At 28.1% G+C, this 16,524-nt stretch carries 12 protein-coding genes; 9 read left to right on the plus strand and 3 right to left on the minus strand.

All coding sequences use genetic code 11. From position 1 onward, the window contains the following. Nucleotides 1-180: 180 nt before the first annotated feature. The 7 genes from BN2920_RS04210 (at nt 181) to cls (ending at nt 10,090) form a co-directional block, all read left to right on the plus strand. Entirely contained in the window at nt 181-1,161 is a 981-nt protein-coding gene (locus BN2920_RS04210) for an N-acetylmuramoyl-L-alanine amidase family protein (protein WP_058293779.1), read from the plus strand. 198 nt (nt 1,162-1,359) lie between these two features. Beyond that, the gene (locus BN2920_RS04215) at nt 1,360-2,202 is read left to right on the plus strand and encodes an AraC family transcriptional regulator (RefSeq protein WP_058293780.1); all 843 of its coding nucleotides are present in this window, start codon (nt 1,360-1,362) and stop codon (nt 2,200-2,202) included. Nucleotides 2,203-2,304: 102 nt separating this feature from the next. Further along, nucleotides 2,305-3,147, plus strand: a complete 843-nt coding sequence (locus BN2920_RS04220) for an aminoglycoside 6-adenylyltransferase (RefSeq protein ID WP_058293781.1) — start codon at nt 2,305-2,307, stop codon at nt 3,145-3,147. Nucleotides 3,148-3,360: 213 nt separating this feature from the next. After that, entirely contained in the window at nt 3,361-5,706 is a 2,346-nt protein-coding gene (yicI, locus tag BN2920_RS04225; protein WP_058293782.1) for an alpha-xylosidase, read from the plus strand. 106 nt (nt 5,707-5,812) lie between these two features. Beyond that, the gene (locus BN2920_RS04230; protein ID WP_058293783.1) at nt 5,813-7,936 is read left to right on the plus strand and encodes a beta-glucosidase; all 2,124 of its coding nucleotides are present in this window, start codon (nt 5,813-5,815) and stop codon (nt 7,934-7,936) included. Between the two features lie 94 nt (nt 7,937-8,030). Then, complete coding sequence (locus BN2920_RS21195; RefSeq protein ID WP_157065754.1) at nt 8,031-8,168, plus strand: hypothetical protein; 138 nt, start codon at nt 8,031-8,033, stop codon at nt 8,166-8,168. 374 nt (nt 8,169-8,542) lie between these two features. Continuing rightward, nucleotides 8,543-10,090 (plus strand): cardiolipin synthase, encoded by a 1,548-nt coding sequence (gene cls / locus BN2920_RS04235; protein ID WP_058293784.1) that lies wholly within the window; start codon nt 8,543-8,545, stop codon nt 10,088-10,090. A 201-nt stretch (nt 10,091-10,291) separates the two neighbouring features. On the opposite strand, the gene BN2920_RS04240 is transcribed toward cls, so the two are convergent. Beyond that, the gene (locus BN2920_RS04240; RefSeq protein ID WP_083498704.1) at nt 10,292-11,866 is read right to left on the minus strand and encodes a sensor histidine kinase; all 1,575 of its coding nucleotides are present in this window, start codon (nt 11,864-11,866) and stop codon (nt 10,292-10,294) included. Beyond that, a complete protein-coding gene (locus BN2920_RS04245; protein ID WP_058293785.1) occupies nt 11,841-12,533 on the minus strand; it encodes a response regulator transcription factor in 693 nt (230 codons plus the stop codon). The genes BN2920_RS04240 and BN2920_RS04245 overlap by 26 nt, the downstream gene beginning before the upstream one ends. A 218-nt stretch (nt 12,534-12,751) precedes the next feature. On the opposite strand from BN2920_RS04245, the gene BN2920_RS04250 reads away from it, so the two are divergent. Continuing rightward, the gene (locus tag BN2920_RS04250; protein WP_058293786.1) at nt 12,752-13,663 is read left to right on the plus strand and encodes a hypothetical protein; all 912 of its coding nucleotides are present in this window, start codon (nt 12,752-12,754) and stop codon (nt 13,661-13,663) included. A gap of 122 nt (nt 13,664-13,785) precedes the next feature. Here BN2920_RS04250 and BN2920_RS04255 read toward each other — a convergent pair whose 3' ends face one another. Then, the gene (locus BN2920_RS04255; protein WP_058294307.1) at nt 13,786-14,580 is read right to left on the minus strand and encodes a Cof-type HAD-IIB family hydrolase; all 795 of its coding nucleotides are present in this window, start codon (nt 14,578-14,580) and stop codon (nt 13,786-13,788) included. A 272-nt stretch (nt 14,581-14,852) separates the two neighbouring features. On the opposite strand from BN2920_RS04255, the gene BN2920_RS04260 reads away from it, so the two are divergent. Further along, on the plus strand, nt 14,853-16,316 hold the full coding sequence (locus BN2920_RS04260; RefSeq protein ID WP_058293787.1) for a 6-phospho-beta-glucosidase: 1,464 nt from the start codon (nt 14,853-14,855) through the stop codon (nt 16,314-16,316). The last annotated feature ends 208 nt before the right edge of the window (nt 16,317-16,524 follow it).

Raw genomic sequence — 16,524 nt, forward strand, 5'->3', positions numbered from 1 at the left:
TATCATTTTTCTTTAAGGTAGTATGAATTTGTTATTGTGATTTACACAAAAATAAATTTATAATTATTGCAACAATTTATTAAGCTGAGTTGTATTATATGTGAAGAAACAAATTCTACTAATAATAACCACTTAAAAAATTATTAATTATAATAGACTATTTAGAGGAGATGATTTTATATGAAAATAAAAAAGATGACTTCAATGTTTATGTTAGGAATAACAGCATTTTCAGCAATACCACAAAGTGCATATGCAATAGATACAAAGCTAGAATCTAATATGGAAGCATCTCATAGAGAAACTTATACTCAAGTTTATGGACAGGTTGCCAATATATCTGAAGAAGGACAAATTTTAATTAAAAATTCAACTAATGTAAATAATGAAATTTTATTAAATGTATCTGAAGAAACTGTAATTGTTGATGCAGTAACAGGTACACCAGCATCAGTAAAAGATATAAAATTGAATGAAGGTATTTATACCTATATTGGGCAAGTGATGACTTTAAGTTTACCACCTATGACAAATGCTAAAGTAATTATTGTAAATGTACCTCAAGATACTAAAGCACCAACTTATATTAAAGTTGAAGCTATAAAGAAAAATAATGATGGAAGCACAACTGTAATAAGTGAAGGAAGAACATATGAAGCAACTTTAAATAATAATACGAAGATATTTCCATACAGAACAAAAAATATTGTGAGAATAGATGATATTCAGGTAGGATCAAATCTATTATTATGGGAAGATGTAAATCCAGATAAAATGCAAACTCTTGAACTTCCACAAAAGATGGAAGTATCAAAATGTATGATAATGCCACAAGATGCAGTTGAAACTACTGAAGCAATGAAAAAAGATGGATGGATGATTGAAAATAATAAGTGGTATTACATTAAAGATAATGATAATTGTAAAGGATGGATTAAGGATAATAATAAATGGTACTACATGGATAAGAATGGCGTAATGCAAACAGGATGGGTTAAAGATAATAATAAATGGTACTATTTAAATGAAGATGGATCAATGAAGACTGGATGGTTGTTAAATAATGGTGAGTATTATTACTTAAAAGTTAATGGAGAAATGGTTACTAATGAATCTATTGATGGATATTATTTAGGAGCTAATGGAGCTTGGGTTAAATAATATATAATAATAAAAAATAAGCATTAAAAAAGAATAATATTAAATGCAGGAATGACAAAATTAACTAAAGAAAAAGTTGAGCTTTGGAACAAATAATATAAATTATATAAAAGAACTATATGCTATTTATTAGCATATAGTTCTTTTATCCTTTATGCGAAAATAAAGTAATGAGAAATATAAAGAAGGATGAAGAAGATGAAGTTTTATCAAGAAAAAATAGAAATGGATACTATAATACCTGCAAAAATATATATTGGAAATACTAAGGGAGAAAATTGCCATTATCCTTTACATTGGCATAATAATATAGAATTTGATCTTGTGTTATCAGGAAAAATAAGAGGCAGAATTAACAGGAAAGACATTAATGTTAATGAAGGAGATTTTTTCTTTGTTAATAGTGGCGATCTACATGAAACAGAGGCTAATGATAAGAACACCATAAGCGCAATTACTATATTATTGTCATATGATTTATTAAAAAAATACTGTCCAGATATTGACTTATATTATTTTAACTTCGATGAGAAGAAAGAAGCAAAGAAAAAGATAATAAATTTAATTATAGAGTGTGCTGATTTATATAAAAATAAGAAAGAGTTTTATGAACTTGAGATATCAATTATTTTAAGAGAAATATGCATGATATTATTAAAAGAATGCAGGCAAAAAAGAAATGATATTAATTTTAGTATGTATGAAGAAAAAAGTATAGTTAATATAAAAAGAGCAATCACATACATGGAAGAAAATTATGATTCAGAGTTATCCCTTAAAAATATTGCAGATGAAATTGGGATGGCTCCAACATATTTTTCTAGGTTTTTCAAAAAAACTACAGGTGAAACATTCTATTGTTATTTAAACAAGATAAGATTATATAATGCCTATAAAGAGCTTATAAACACAGATTCATCAATAACAGAAATTGCATTAAATAATGGATTTGCAAATGTTAAATCTTTTATAGAATCATTTAAAAAAGTTTATAAATGCACACCAGCAAAATATAAAAATAAATTTAAACTAAAGAAATAATTTGAAAAGATAATAATTGACAATAACTAGTTCATAATTAACAATACTTATTAAGTAATGGATGCTAATATAGCTATAGAGTTATTTGAGGGGAGTGAGAAAATGCATAGGGATTTAGAAGAAGTCTTTAATAAAGTAATAGAAATTTTAAAGAAAGATAGGAGATGTAAAGGAGGATGGCATTATGGATCTATAAGTAGAGGAGAATCAGATATATATTCTGATTATGATCCTGTTTTCCTTGTATCAGATGAAGACTTTCAAGAGTTTTCACAAGATGTTCCTAAAATTCTTTCTAATGCTTCAGATGAATTGTTAATTTTCTGGGGAGAAAGTTTTAATGATGATCATTTTAAAAATTATTGCACTGTAATTAGACTAGAAAATAACCTTCATCAATTTGACTTCTTTATAATTAATTCTAAATATATTGAAGATTGGATGTGTAGACAGCATTTAAAAGGATGCACAAAAGATGACATGATTTTTGATAGAACAGGAGAGGTTGAAAATCTTCTTAGTATTGGACTTAGAACAGATAATTATATACCAGATATTATAAGAACTATGGATACTTATTGGTTTCATACAGAGATGCTTATTAAGTATTTTAAGAGGAAAGATATTTTTAAGATACTTAAAAACATTGATATATTATTTCATTCTCATGTAGATTTAATGTTATATCAATATGATACTCTGGATTGGGGATCATGGGAAAGTAAAATAAAACATTGTGTACCTTGTGAAAAGCAACAGCATTTAAAATCATATTTTTCAGTAGCAGAACTTAGTGAATTAGAAAAAGCAGTAAAACGTAGTATGAATTTATTTAAAAGTGATTTAGAAGAGATATGTGAAATTAGAAAAATTAATTATCCTAAAAATATAGCAAATGAAGTTATTTCATATTTTAATAGGCGAATAGAAAGCAAGGAATGGTGAAATATGATTAAAAGTTTTAATTAATATATCATAGTGAAAATAAAGAGAAGGATTAGTTATTAAAAGTAATACAAAAAGTATAATTAATACCATAAAATATATGAAATTTTCAAAGTATACGGTTACAGTTTTGGAAGGTATAATTGGTCTGTAAGGAAAATAAGTAATAAAAATCATTAGTTATATATTAAAAAAATTTAAAGGAGTGTTAATATGAGATTCAGTAATGGATGTTGGTTAAATAAAACAGGAGTTCAAACATTTAGTCCACAAGAAGTATATAGTACAAAAGTAGAAGATAATATTTTAACATTATATACACCTTGTAATAAGATCTATAATAGAGGCTGCACACTTGGTGGACCAGTTATAACATATAAAATTTCATCACCTATGGAGAATGTAATAAGAGTTAGAGCTTATCACTATATAGGAGAGGAAGTTAAAGCTCCAAATTATGAGTTAAATGAAAATAATAATACGAAAGTAATAATTAATGAAGATGATAAGGAAGTAGTATTTCAATCTGGAAATACCAAAATGGTATTTGATAAAGAAAAAGTAGAAATGGCTTTTTATAGAGGTAAAGAAAAGCTAACAGCTAGTAAATATAGAGGAATGGCTTATGTTAAAATCGGAAAAGAGGATTTCTTAGATTATCCAGAACAAACTTACATGAGAGAACAATTACAATTAAGTGTTGGTGAGTTAGTTTATGGATTAGGTGAAAGATTTACGCCATTTGTTAAAAATGGACAAACAATTGAAACTTGGAATGAAGATGGTGGGACAAGTACAGATCAATCATACAAAAACATACCATTTTACTTAACTAATAAGGGATATGGAGTGTTTGTAAATCATCCTGAAAAAGTATCTTTTGAAGTTGGATCAGAAAAAGTTACAAAAGTTCAATTCAGTGTACCTGGTGAATCTTTAGATTACTTCATAATAGGTGGAGATTCAATGAAAGAAGTAATTGAAAATTATACATCATTAACAGGAAAGCCAGCAATGCCACCAGCATGGTCATTTGGTTTATGGTTATCTACTTCATTTACTACAAACTATGATGAAAAGACAGTAAATGAATTTGTAGATGGAATGATAGATAGAGAAATTCCACTTAGAGTATTTCACTTTGACTGTTTCTGGATGAAAGAATTTAACTGGTGTGATTTTGAATGGGATAAGAGAGTATTCCCAGATCCAACAGGAATGCTTAAAAGATTAAAAGAAAAAGATTTAAATATTTGTGTATGGATTAATCCATATATTGCTCAAGAATCTAAATTATTTGCTGAAGCAAAGGAAAATGGATATTTAATTAAGAGAACAAACGGAGATGTATGGCAATTTGATATGTGGCAACCAGCTATGGCAATAGTAGATTTTACAAATCCTGATGCTTGCAAATGGTACAGTGATAAGCTAAAAGAATTAATGGCTATGGGAGTTGACTGTTTCAAAACTGATTTTGGTGAACGTATACCAATTGAAAATATACAATACTTTGATGGTTCTGATCCATATAAGATGCATAACTACTACACTCAAATGTACAACAAAGTTGTATTTGAAACAATAAAAGAAGTGAAGGGTGAACATCAAGCGGCTGTATTTGCTAGATCAGCTACAGCTGGAGGACAACAATTCCCTGTTCATTGGGGTGGAGATTGTGAATCTGATTATGAATCAATGGCAGAAAGTTTAAGAGGTGGATTATCTTTATGTATGTCTGGATTCGGATTCTGGAGTCATGATATAGGAGGATTTGAAAGCACATCTACAGCAGATGTTTATAAGAGATGGGTAGCATTTGGATTATTATCATCTCATAGTAGATTACATGGAAGTACTTCATACAGAGTTCCATGGGCTTATGATGAAGACGCTTCAGCAGTAGTAAGATTCTTTAGTAAGTTAAAATGCAGCATAATGCCATATTTATTTAAAATAGCTAATGATGCTCATACAAAAGGAATTCCAACAATGAGATCTATGGTATTAGAATATCAAAATGATGATACTTGTGCATATTTAGATAAACAATATATGTTAGGTGATTCAATATTAGTTGCACCAATTTTTAATGAAAATAGTGAAGCTAAATATTATATACCAGAAGGTAAATGGACTAACTTTATAACAGGTAAGAAATATGAAGGTGGAAGATGGATTAAGGAAATTCATGATTACTTAAGCATACCAATGCTTGTTAAGGAAAATAGTATTATAGCTGTTGGAGCAAATGATACTAAACCTGACTATGATTATAGAAAGGATGTTTCATTATTAGCGTATGAATTAAAAGATAATGAAAAAGCAGCTGCTGAAATATTAGATATGGAAAGAAATAAATCTTTATCAGTAGAAGCTATAAAGAATGATAAGGTAATAAACATAAAATCAGAAGGAACAGACGGAACTTGGAGTTTGGTGTTAAAGAATGTTACAAATGTTAAATCAGTTGAAGGTGCTTCATTTGTAGTAGAGGGAAATGATACGAAGATAACAGTTGAAAATGGAAATGCTGATATAGTTTGTACGTTGATATAAAAGAAATTTTTTATAAGTTTATAGGGAGAGAGAAATCTCTACCTATATTTAAATATTAATTATTTACAAGTGATTATGAGAAAAAATTAATAAAGGAGAGTTTGACATGAGTGAAAAGAAAATAGAAGAAATAATATCAATGCTTACTTTAGAAGAAAAGATTGCCATGATTCATGGAAATGGTCTTTTTAGAACTGAAGGTGTAAAAAGATTTAATATACCACCGTTAAAAATGTCAGATGGACCAATTGGTGTAAGGAATGAATTTCTAGATGATAGTTGGATTCCAATTGGAAATTCTGATGATTATGTTACTTATCTTCCTTGCAGTCTTGCTTTAGCATCTACATGGAATACTGAATTAGCATATAAAAGTGGTCAAGTACTTGGATGTGAAGCAAGAGGAAGAGGAAAAGATGTAATACTTGGGCCTGGAATTAATATAATTAGAAGTCCACTTTGTGGAAGAAATTTTGAATACATGTCAGAAGATCCTTATGTAAGTGGAAAAATGGCTGTACCTTTTATTAAGGGTGTTCAAGAAAATGATGTTTCAGTATGTGTAAAGCATTTTGCAGTTAATAATCAAGAAACAGAAAGATTAAATGTAGAAGCAATATTAGATGAGAGAACATTTAGAGAAATATATCTTCCAGCATTTGAAATGGCAGTAAAAGAAGGTAATGCATATTCAATAATGTGCGCATACAATAAGATATTCGGATATCACTGTTCAAATAATAGGGCATTGCTAACTGAACTGTTAAAAGAAGAATGGGAATTTGATGGCATTGTTATATCTGACTGGAGTGCAGTAAATAACACAGAACTTGCAGTAAATGCAGGTATGGATATAGAAATGAGTGTTACTACTAATTTTGATGAATACTTCTTTGCAAATCCGTTAATTAAAGCAGTAAAAGAAGGAAAAATAAAAGAAGAAGTAATAGATGAAAAAATAAGAAGAATATTAAGATTCATGTATAAAATAAATATATTCTCAGAAGATAGAAAAAGCGGAACTTACAATTTATCAGAACACAGACAAGTTACTCTTGATGTAGCAAGAGAATCAATAGTTTTATTAAAAAATGAAGATAATGTTCTTCCTTTAGAAGATAAAAAGATTAAAAAGCTAGCCGTTATAGGGGAAAATGCAAACTTTACTCATTCGAATGGCGGGGGAAGTGCTGAAATAAAGGCATTATACGAAATTACACCACTTTTAGGATTAAAAATGAGACTTGGTGGGAATACAGAAGTAAAATATGCTAAGGGGTATAGCCAAGATCCATCTGCTAAAGATAAATTAATAGAAGAAGCAGTAGAATTAGCTAAATCTTCTGATGAAGTAATAATAGTTGGTGGCTTAAAGCACGTTGAAGATCAGCTGAAATTAGAAAATAATGCCCTTTCAGTAGATGAAGATGAAGAAATTAAACATAGAATTGATAGTGAAGGCTATGATAAGAGCGATTTAATTCTTCCATATGACCAAGATGAATTAATAAAGAGAATATTAGAAGCTAATAAAAATGCTGTTATAGTAATGCTTACTGGCTCACCAGTAGATATGAGTGAGTGGGCAGATGAAGCTAAAGCTATAGTTCAAACATGGTATAACGGTATGGAAGGCGGAAGAGCACTTGCAGAAGTTATATTTGGAGATGTTAATCCATCAGGAAAATTAACAGTAACATTCCCAAGAAAGCTTGAAGATAGTCCGGCTCATAAACTTGGAGAATTTCCTGGCGAAGAAACTGTTAATTATGGAGAAGGAATATATGTAGGATATAGATATTTTGAAACTTATGATATTAATCCACTATTTTGTTTTGGACATGGTTTATCATATACAGACTTCAAATATATGGATTTTAAAATTACAACTAATGAAAAAGATAATGATGTAGAAATATTAGTTAATTTTAAAATAACTAATAAAGGAAAAAAAGCAGGTAAAGAAATAGCACAAATTTATATAAGTGATTTAGAAGCAAGTGTAGAAAGACCTGCTATTGAATTAAAAGCATTTGAAAAGATATCATTAAAAGCTGGAGAGACTAAAGAAGTAGAAATTAAGTTAAATAAAAAATCATTAGGTTTTTATGATGTTAATAATAAAAAGTGGAAAGTTGAAAATGGGGCATTTAATATCTTAGTAGGAAGCTCATCTAAAGATATTAGATTAAATTCAAAGGTTAATATTGATTCAGATTATGAATTTTAATATATCAAATAGAATAAGTTCTTTCATTTAGTTTTATTTTTGTTCTCCTTTTGAATAAAATTGATAATTTATTCAAAAGGAGAACATTAATTATATGATACCAGTTAATGATTCAGTGCGATTACTAAGTCAATTTGTAGAGGCGGTGGATTTAACAGATTTATATTCAACTTCTGCAAGACTTAGAAATCTTCATTTTGTACCATGTGCTGAAAAAAATCAGAATGCATAGAATTTGCTAATAGCTGTGGAAAAAGAAAAAATCATTTTTGCATGAAACAATTTACTATCTTATGAACATTATGCATTTCAAAATATTACTTGATCTGAGCGAGGGCTAAAGAGTTTCTAGACAATATTTATGTATAGTAAAAAGTTTTAGTGATATAAGTAATACTAATATATCATATAACTTTATAAAAGCTATATGTAGAATAATGGAATATAATAAGGCTGAATTTTAAGAAAGATATTTGTCAACTTCTACTTAGTTCAAATGAATTGCACTATTTTAATTAATCTCAATTACAAAATATGATATAATAAGTGAAAGATAAAATATTTGCAAATGTAAGTTTATAAGTAAAAAAATAGGAGTAGTATGTGATGAAGAAAATAAGGCGTTTAGGTAGAGTGGTATTTGGACGAACATCAGTAATTGCGCTATTATTTATATTACAAATTATAATATTTCTTGGTTGCTTAACATGGCTGAATCAATACATTACATATATCTATGGAGCTTTTATTTTATTGAGCTCAAGTGTAGTAATTTACATTTTAAATTCTAAAGAGAATCCAAGTTTCAAATTGGTATGGATTATTCCAATATTGGTTATCCCGGTATTTGGAGTATTTTTTTATTTATTTACAAGAGTTCAGCTTGGAACAAAGACAATAGAAAAAAGATTAGCGTTATTATTAGAAAGTCAGAGAGAGTATCTATATCAAGATAAGTTTACAAGGGAAGCATTAGAAAAGGAAAATGTACAAGTATTTAATTTAGCTCAATATATGCATAATTGTGGAGGCTTTCCAATATACACAAATACCTCTGTTAAATATTTTCCTTGTGGTGAAGATAAATTTGAAGAAATGAAAATTCAATTAGAGAGTGCAAAAGAATTTATATTTATGGAGTATTTTATAATTGAAAATGGTGTAATGTGGGATACTATTTTAGAAATATTGGAACGTAAAGCTAGACAAGGGGTAGAAGTCCGTGTAATGTATGATGGGATGTGCTCACTAGCATTACTTCCATATAATTATCCTAAAAAAATAAGAGAAAAAGGAATACAATGTAAAATGTATGCACCAATAGTACCATTTCTTTCAACATATCAAAACAATAGAGACCATAGGAAGATTCTTGTTATAGATGGGCATACAGCATTTACAGGAGGCATAAATTTAGCTGATGAATATATAAATGAATATGAAAGATTTGGGCATTGGAAAGATACTGCAATAATGCTAAAAGGAGAAGCAGTTAAAAGTTTTACATTAATGTTTCTGAGTATGTGGGATATTGATGTAAGAAAAAAAGAAGATTTAGAAAAGTACATAAAGAAAAATTTTAATTTTCAAGATAAAGTGAAAACGGAAGGCTACATAATGCCATATGGAGATAGCCCTTTTGATTCTGAGAATGTTGGAGAACAAGTATATATGGACATACTTAATACAGCGAATAGATATGTTCATATAATGACTCCATATCTAATTTTAGATAATGAAATGATAACAGCACTTACATATTCAGCTAAAAGAGGCATAGAAACTATTATAATTATGCCTCATATACCAGATAAGAAAGCTGCATATCTTCTTGCAAGGACATATTATGAGGAGCTTATTGAAGCAGGAGTTAAAATTTATGAATATACACCGGGGTTTGTGCATGCAAAGGTATTTGTTAGTGATGATGAGAAGGCGGTTGTAGGTACTATTAATATGGATTTTAGAAGTTTTTATTTACATTTTGAGTGTGCAAGTTATATATATAAAAATTCAGTTATTAGAAAGATTGAAGAAGATTTTCAAAATACTCTTAAAAAGTGTCAGTTGATTACTATTGAAGATTGTAAAAAGCTTGGTTTAATGAAGAAATTAATAGGAAGAACATTAAAATTATTTGCACCATTAATGTAGTTTTATACAGGAAGTTTGGAATATTAACTAAAAGTTAATATAATAAAATTAACGACTATCACATTATTTAGTGGGTGATAGTCTTTAACATTTTTAAAGGTTTAGAGTGTAAATTTTTACTATGAGTTCTAAGTTATTTGAAATTTCATTAATTAAAAATACTTGTTTAAATTATATATGATTTAAATATAAAAAAGCATATTACAGTAATGGTAATATAATTGTAAATATAGCACCTTTTTCTAAATTGCGTGCACTAATGGTGCCACCTAGTTGCTCTATTATATTTTTACTTATGGATAGTCCTAATCCAAAATTACCTTTACTTCCTTTATAAAACCTTTTGAAAATATTGGAAAAATCATTGGTATCAAAACCAGTGCCATCATCACTTATAGTTAATTGAATTTTGTTATGTCCTAATATTATTAAATTAATAGATATTAAACTATTAGCATATCTAACACAGTTAGTTATAATATTGGTAATTGCACGAGAAAGTTTTTCTTCATCTCCATTAATATAGAGTATTTCTTCTGGAAGATTAAAGGATATAGTTATATTATTTTTTTCAACAATTAGATTCATTCGCTCAATACATCTTACGATTATTTCATTAAAATTCAAGGTGGAGTATTTGTAATTTTCTTCTATTGCATTTAATCTGGATAAATATAATAAATCCTCTATTAAAATTTTCATACGATTAATCTCACCAAGAATGACTTCAACAGCAGTATCATTATCAATAACACTGTATTTTATACCTTCGGCATAGCTTTGAATAGACATTAAAGGCGTCCTAAATTCATGAGACATATTTTCTAAAAAAATTTTCTGAGCTTTATCATAATCTCCAAGCTTCTCTGACATGGAATTTATATTATTTACTAATTCATCTAGTTCATCAAATACAGGAATTTGAATTTTATTACCAAAATTTCTATCAGAAATAGAACTTATTTGTTCATTTAAATCAGAAAGCGGCTTGGATATATTTTTTGATAGTTTAGAAGAAAAAATAACTGTAATAAAAGCACTAGAAATAAGAATAAGCAATAGAATTATATTAATATAAAATTTTAATTCTTGCATTTTCTGTACATTTGAATATATAATAATCCATCCTAAAAAAGAGAAGTCTTTATCAGCTATTGGCTGAATTACTGCCATATACTTATTATCTGAAAAGTCAAAGTTAACGTATGTTGTTTCATTTAAGCGCATAGCCTTAGAATTTTTGGATGATATCTCTTCAATAATAGCAGAATAATCAAAATTTTCGTGAAGAGGAGTTATTGTGTTCTGATTTTCATCTAATAGTATAAAATTAGCATTTAATAAAGTTAGAGGCTCTTTTAAAGAACGATCTAGCATTAAGTAGTATTTAAATGAATCATTATTATCACTATACAAATGACTAGAAATATTATTTTGATTTTCTGATGGATCAGATGGAGGAACAATATTTTTATCTGTTTCTATATTATCTTGATTATTAGTTTGATGTTGATTAAATTTAGGTGGCTTTGGCGGAATGTTATTATTAGGAAAAAAATCCGGACTATTTATTAATACAGTATTCTTGGCGTTTGAAGCAAGGGTGTTTAATTGATTTTTTATATCTTTTTGAATATAAAGATTTATAGATAAATTAAATATTATAGCAGTTAATGCAATAAGCATAATAATGATACTTATATTATAGTTTAATATTTTGCCTTTTATTGTATTTTTATTTACTATAAAATTATTCATCTTGTATTGTAAATCCATATCCCCAGATTGTATGTATTTCTAAAACGGATCCTGCATCACTAAGTTTTTTCCTAATTCTTTTTATCATATCATCAGTAGCTCTTGTTTTAACACTATTTTCATAACCCCATACTTTGTCCAAAAGTTCACTTCTACTAATTGCTTTATTTTTATTTTTAACTAAATAATGTAGTAGTGAAAATTCTGTAACAGTGAAATCTATCTTTTTCCCATTAATTTCAGCACGCTTTGTAGATGGATTTATATAAATATCACATATATTTATATATTCATTATTTTCAGTTTGTGTTTTATCTAAATTTATTCTTCTAAAAATACTATTTATTCTTGCAATAAGCTCTAATGGACTAAAGGGTTTTGTTAAATAATCATCTCCTCCAAGATTGAGTCCTGCAATTTTATCGGGTTCTGTATCTTTTGCAGAAATAAATATTATTGGAACATTGCTAGTTAGGCGGATTAATGAGCATAATTGATATCCATCTAATTCTGGTAAAACTATGTCCAATATTAGCATATCAGCTTGTTTTTCTTGAAATGCATTTAGCAAAGAACGGCCATCAGTAAAGATTTCAATATCAAAACCTTCTCTTAAAAGAAATGATTTAATGATATTGCAAATATTAATTTCATCATCAGCCATATAAATCAACTTTTTGTTCATTTATCTAATTCACCTCAAAACCATTTTAACATAAAAGATATTTAATAATTAATAAATTTTACATTCTTTAATGTTGCCACAATTTTGCCTTAAATTTGCCACATGATAACAGTTGTCAGTATGAAATATATTACGATAAAAATAATATGAAAATTTAAATGAAGAGCAGGGAAGTGTAAAAATGTGTGCAAGGAAGCAGATATAAGGAGAGAAAACACATGAACACAATAAATGGTACATCACAAATCAATGGATACTATAATCTTACTCAGATTCAACTGCAAAAATTATTAGAAGAGCAGGAGCAGGCTAAACAACAAGAGTGTGATTCAATCCAAATCAGCCAACAAGCTGGAAATATAGCGTCTGGACTAATGCAGCCACCACAATTTGATTCTAGCATTTTAGATAACTTGGTTGAAGACGGGACTTTAACACAAGAGCAAGCAGATGCAGTTCAAAGTGCTTTTGAAAGTAATGGAATAAACAATACGTATAAAAATACATTGACATATGGTAGTGAGGGAAATATGATGAATTCCACTACACCATTTGATAGTTTAATTAATTCTGAAACAATAACTGAGGATCAAAAGAGTTCAATTCAAAATGCATTGCTATCAACAATACAACAAAATACACGCAGTGAGCATATTCAAAGAGGAGTTAATCCACTAGATTCTTTAGTTGAAGATGCAACTTTAACACAAGAACAAGAAGATGAAATTATAAAAAGCTTAGGTAATAGCAGCAGCAATGAAGAAAGTATAAGTGACATTTTATCACAATTAGTTGAAGATGGCATAATAACTGATGAACAAAGTCAATTAAGTAAAACTACTCTATTATCAGCATTGACTTCTAATGAAGAAGATGAAGAAACAAAAATAAATCCTTTAGATGCTTTAGTTGAAGATGGGACTATAACAAAAGAAATAAAAGATGAGATAATTAAAAATATGGGAAAACCAGCACCACATAAATCAAAAGAAGATGATGAGGAGGAAGAAGATAGTAGTACTACTAGTATTTCAACATCAGCACAAAAAAGCTACCTTGATAATTTAGTTGAAGCTGGAGTGATAACTCAAGCACAAGAAGATAAGATACTTGAAGCTTTAGAAGGGTAGATTGAGGAATTCATAAAAATGGAACTACTGTAAAACTAAATTTTATAGTAGTTCCATTTTTATAAATTATTAAGTAAATATATTTTAAATATTATATATAGTTAAAGTATAAAAGGATTTAATTAAGAAAGAATGTACTTTTCTATACCAAAAGCTACCCCATCATTATGAACTGTATCAGTAACCTCTTTTGCATATTTCTTTACGTCATCATCAGCATTTCCCATAGCTATTCCACAGCCAACAGTTGATAACATTTCTATATCATTTTTTCCATCACCAAATGCATAGCTATTTTCAATAGGGATATTTAAATGATCCAATACTTTTAAAATTGCAGTGGCTTTTGTATTTTTCTTAGAATATAGTTCGAATGATTTTTCATCTATGCTATGAAAATGATCATAATGTGGATTATTTTCTATTAATGATAAGCAGAAATCTACGGAACTTTTATCATGACATAACATTTCTATTTTATAAGTATCTACATCATCAATATTAAAATTGCTTTCTAAAAATTTTCTGGAAATTCCTATACTATCATAAAATTCATAGAATTCTTTACAATTATCTCTCATATACGAGTAAAGTTCACCTTCAAGAATATATTGAATATTACGTTTTTCAAATTCAATAGTAGCTTCTTTTATAAAATTTTTATCAATGGGATCTTTGTAAAAAGTATTACCATTAATTATAATATGAGCACCATTTGTTAAAATGAACCCATCAAAACCAAAATCTAATATAGCTTGACTTAAAAATGCATAAGGTCTGCCAGTAGCAACAAAAACATAATTGCCATCTGATTGTAGTGAACGTATTCTTTTCTTTACATTAGGGGTAATATCAGGTATGCCTCCCAAGCAGTCTAAAATTGTTCCATCGATATCAAGAAATATTGCTTTTTTCATAATCACTAATTATCTCCTTTGTATGAAGTGCTCAAATTATTATTTACTATAATTTTAAGGTGGTTAGTATCCTTAGTCAATTAAAATACATAAACTTTAATATAAAATGTATTGTTAAATTATAAATAATAACACATTGTTTTATAAAAAAACAAATACCTATAAAATGGTATCTGTTACAAAAAGTCAATGAAATGAAAAAATATATTTAATATATGGTATCATAAATATGTAAACAATTTATAAGTAATTTATGAAATGGAGAGGTGTACATGTTAAAAGAGTATTCAGATAAATTTCCAGAAGGTTTTTTATGGGGTGGAGCAACTGCTGCAAACCAATTTGAAGGCGGATATAGAGAAGGTGGAAAAGGCTTAAGTACATCTGATGTATTAACAGGTGGAACTCATACAATACCAAGAAGAATTACACCAGAACTTGAAGAAGGAACTTATTATCCAAGCCATGTGGCGATAGATTTTTATCATAGATATAAAGAAGATATAGCTTTATTTGCAGAAATGGGATTTAAGACATTTAGAATGTCTATTAACTGGACTAGAATATTCCCAAATGGTGATGAGCTTGAACCAAATGAAGAAGGATTAAAATTTTATGAAGATGTATTTAATGAATTAAAGAAATATAATATAGAACCATTAGTTACAATTTCACATTATGAATTTCCATATGGATTGACTAAAAAATATAATGGTGATGGATGGGCTAATAGAGAAGTTATAGATTGTTATTTAAGATACTGTAAGGCAATTTTCACTAGATATAAGAATTTAGTTAAATATTGGCTTACATTTAATGAAATAAATATACTTGCAAGGCCATTTGGTGCATTCTTTGGAGGCGGAATTCTTCTTGATGAAAAGGGTGGACCTATAAGTGAAATTAAGGATAATCCTCAAAAGAGATTCCAAGCACTTCATCATCAATTTGTAGCAAGTGCAAAAGCTATAAAAATGGGACATGAAATAAATTCAGAGTTTAAGATTGGATGTATGATTGCCTATGAAGCATTATATCCATATACATGTAACCCAGAAGATGTTTTCTTAGCTCAAAATAGTGAAGAAATCAGTAATTACTTATGTGGAGATGTTCATGTAAGAGGAGAATATCCACACTTTGCAGCTAGATACTTCAAAGAAAACAATATAGATATTCATATGGAAGATGAAGATTTAGAAATCTTAAAAGAAGGAACTGTAGACTTCTATACATTTAGCTACTACATGTCTAACTGTATAAGCGCGCATCCAGAAGATTTAGAACAAATTGGAGGTAACATGTCTCTTGGGTTAAAGAATCCATACCTAAAAGCAAGCGATTGGGGATGGCAAGTTGATCCAATAGGGTTAAGAACTGTGTTAAACAAATTGTATTCTAGATATAGAATTCCATTAATGGTTGTTGAAAATGGATTTGGTGCTGTTGATAAAATTGAAGAAGATGGGTCAATTAATGATGACTACAGAATAGATTACTTAAGAGATCATATAAAAGAAATGAAAGAAGCAGTAATTGATGGGGTAGATTTAATGGGATATACTCCTTGGGGATGTATTGATCTTGTATCAGCAGGTACTGGTGAAATGAAAAAACGTTATGGATTTATCTATGTTGATAAAAATAATGATGGTACTGGTAATTTAGATAGATATAAAAAGAAGAGTTTTAACTGGTATAAGAATGTTATAGCAAGTAATGGTGAAGAATTATAATATTAATTAAAAATGGTGTCTACTTGAAAGTGAAAAGTCAAGTAGATACCATTTTTTGCAGTTTTATGAAATGGCAGAATAAAATTTATTGATATTAAATTTAGGAGTTCTATTTACATTAATGCATCAGATAAAGCGTGATTAGATTATGGATATATGTGGTGAGTTTTATTTAACATACATATAATACAAATTTTACCAAACTATA

Source organism: Clostridium neonatale (assembly GCF_001458595.1).
GTDB classification, from domain to species: Bacteria; Bacillota; Clostridia; order Clostridiales; family Clostridiaceae; genus Clostridium; species Clostridium neonatale.